1 protein-coding gene is annotated in these 482 nt (G+C 83.0%); it reads left to right on the top strand.

The window, feature by feature from the left end; genetic code table 11:
- The coding region (locus tag DT057_RS35195; protein ID WP_128566586.1) for a VWA domain-containing protein at positions 1-482 on the top strand (482 nt) is incomplete at both ends.

The raw sequence follows: 482 nt of genomic DNA, 5'->3' as shown, positions 1-482 counted from the left end.
CGCGGGCCGGGCCGGCGCCGCGGCCCTCCAGGCGCGCCGGGGGCGGCCCGCCGGCACCCGCCCGGGCGATCCCCGCACCGGGCGCATCGCCCTCGTCGAGACCCTGCGGGCCGCCGCGCCCTGGCAGCGCCTGCGCGGCCGCGACGAGGCCCGCCCGATCCGCGTCGAGCCCGGCGACATCCGCATCCGCCGCCTGGTGCACCGGACCGAGACCACCACGATCTTCGCGGTCGACGCCTCCGGCTCCGCGGCCCTGGAACGCCTGGCGGAGGCCAAGGGCGCGGTCGAGCTCCTGCTCGCGCAGGCCTACGTGCGCCGCGACCGCGTGGCCCTGGTGGCGTTCCGGGGCAGCGGGGCGGAGCTCGTCCTGCCGCCGACCCGCTCGCTCGTGCGGGCGCGGCGCGGCCTCGCCGGGCTGCCGGGGGGCGGCGGCACCCCGCTCGCCGCCGGCATCGCGGCCGCCGAGGCCCTGGCGGCGGGCG

It is taken from the genome of Methylobacterium crusticola, assembly GCF_003574465.1.
GTDB lineage: Bacteria > Pseudomonadota > Alphaproteobacteria > Rhizobiales > Beijerinckiaceae > Methylobacterium > Methylobacterium crusticola.
This window is presented reverse-complemented; position numbering and strand designations above follow the sequence as displayed.